Here is a 2,604-nt window from a genome sequence, read left to right on the forward strand (position 1 = left end):
GCAAATTGCTTGGGTGTTATATGGTCAAGCCTCACGGGCAATTAGTATTGGTTAGCTCAACGCCTCACAGCGCTTACACACCCAACCTATCAACGTCGTAGTCTTCGACGGCCCTTCAGGGGACTCAAGGTCCCAGTGAGATCTCATCTTGAGGCTAGTTTCCCGCTTAGATGCTTTCAGCGGTTATCTATTCCGAACATAGCTACCCGGCAATGCCACTGGCGTGACAACCGGAACACCAGAGGTTCGTCCACTCCGGTCCTCTCGTACTAGGAGCAGCCCCTCTCAAATCTCAAACGTCCACGGCAGATAGGGACCGAACTGTCTCACGACGTTCTAAACCCAGCTCGCGTACCACTTTAAATGGCGAACAGCCATACCCTTGGGACCGGCTTCAGCCCCAGGATGTGATGAGCCGACATCGAGGTGCCAAACACCGCCGTCGATATGAACTCTTGGGCGGTATCAGCCTGTTATCCCCGGAGTACCTTTTATCCGTTGAGCGATGGCCCTTCCATACAGAACCACCGGATCACTAAGACCTACTTTCGTACCTGCTCGACGTGTCTGTCTCGCAGTCAAGCGCGCTTTTGCCTTTATACTCTACGACCGATTTCCGACCGGTCTGAGCGCACCTTCGTACTCCTCCGTTACTCTTTAGGAGGAGACCGCCCCAGTCAAACTACCCACCATACACTGTCCTCGATCCGGATAACGGACCTGAGTTAGAACCTCAAAGTTGCCAGGGTGGTATTTCAAGGTTGGCTCCACGCGAACTGGCGTCCACGCTTCAAAGCCTCCCACCTATCCTACACAAGCAAATTCAAAGTCCAGTGCAAAGCTATAGTAAAGGTTCACGGGGTCTTTCCGTCTAGCCGCGGATACACTGCATCTTCACAGCGATTTCAATTTCACTGAGTCTCGGGTGGAGACAGCGCCGCCATCGTTACGCCATTCGTGCAGGTCGGAACTTACCCGACAAGGAATTTCGCTACCTTAGGACCGTTATAGTTACGGCCGCCGTTTACCGGGGCTTCGATCAAGAGCTTCGCGTTAGCTAACCCCATCAATTAACCTTCCGGCACCGGGCAGGCGTCACACCCTATACGTCCACTTTCGTGTTTGCAGAGTGCTGTGTTTTTAATAAACAGTCGCAGCGGCCTGGTATCTTCGACCGGCATGGGCTTACGCAGTAAATGCTTCACCCTCACCGGCGCACCTTCTCCCGAAGTTACGGTGCCATTTTGCCTAGTTCCTTCACCCGAGTTCTCTCAAGCGCCTTGGTATTCTCTACCCAACCACCTGTGTCGGTTTGGGGTACGGTTCCTGGTTACCTGAAGCTTAGAAGCTTTTCTTGGAAGCATGGCATCAACCACTTCGTGTTCTAAAAGAACACTCGTCATCAGCTCTCGGCCTTAGAATCCCGGATTTACCTAAGATTCCAGCCTACCACCTTAAACTTGGACAACCAACGCCAAGCTGGCCTAGCCTTCTCCGTCCCTCCATCGCAATAACCAGAAGTACAGGAATATTAACCTGTTTTCCATCGACTACGCTTTTCAGCCTCGCCTTAGGGACCGACTAACCCTGCGTCGATTAACGTTGCGCAGGAAACCTTGGTCTTTCGGCGTGGGTGTTTTTCACACCCATTGTCGTTACTCATGTCAGCATTCGCACTTCTGATACCTCCAGCAAGCTTCTCAACTCACCTTCACAGGCTTACAGAACGCTCCTCTACCGCATCACCTAAGTGATACCCGTAGCTTCGGTGTATGGTTTGAGCCCCGTTACATCTTCCGCGCAGGCCGACTCGACTAGTGAGCTATTACGCTTTCTTTAAAGGGTGGCTGCTTCTAAGCCAACCTCCTAGCTGTCTAAGCCTTCCCACATCGTTTCCCACTTAACCATAACTTTGGGACCTTAGCTGACGGTCTGGGTTGTTTCCCTTTTCACGACGGACGTTAGCACCCGCCGTGTGTCTCCCATGCTCGGCACTTGTAGGTATTCGGAGTTTGCATCGGTTTGGTAAGTCGGGATGACCCCCTAGCCGAAACAGTGCTCTACCCCCTACAGTGATACATGAGGCGCTACCTAAATAGCTTTCGAGGAGAACCAGCTATCTCCGAGCTTGATTAGCCTTTCACTCCGATCCACAGGTCATCCGCTAACTTTTCAACGGTAGTCGGTTCGGTCCTCCAGTTAGTGTTACCCAACCTTCAACCTGCCCATGGATAGATCGCCCGGTTTCGGGTCTATTCCCAGCGACTAGACGCCCTATTAAGACTCGCTTTCGCTACGCCTCCCCTATTCGGTTAAGCTCGCCACTGAAAATAAGTCGCTGACCCATTATACAAAAGGTACGCAGTCACCCAACAAAGTGGGCTCCCACTGCTTGTACGCATACGGTTTCAGGATCTATTTCACTCCCCTCTCCGGGGTTCTTTTCGCCTTTCCCTCACGGTACTAGTTCACTATCGGTCAGTCAGTAGTATTTAGCCTTGGAGGATGGTCCCCCCATATTCAGACAAAGTTTCTCGTGCTCCGTCCTACTCGATTTCATGACTAAGAGATTTTCGCGTACAGGGCTATCACCCACTATGGCCG

Annotated in this window: 1 rRNA gene; it reads right to left on the bottom strand. The window is 52.1% G+C overall.

What is annotated here, in order from left to right:
* Positions 1-20: 20 nt before the first annotated feature.
* Positions 21-2,604, bottom strand: a 23S ribosomal RNA gene (locus tag QRN31_RS29020); the annotation flags it as partial.

This window comes from Pseudomonas sp. fls2-241-R2A-110 (assembly GCF_030209165.1).
Taxonomy (GTDB): domain Bacteria; phylum Pseudomonadota; class Gammaproteobacteria; order Pseudomonadales; family Pseudomonadaceae; genus Aquipseudomonas.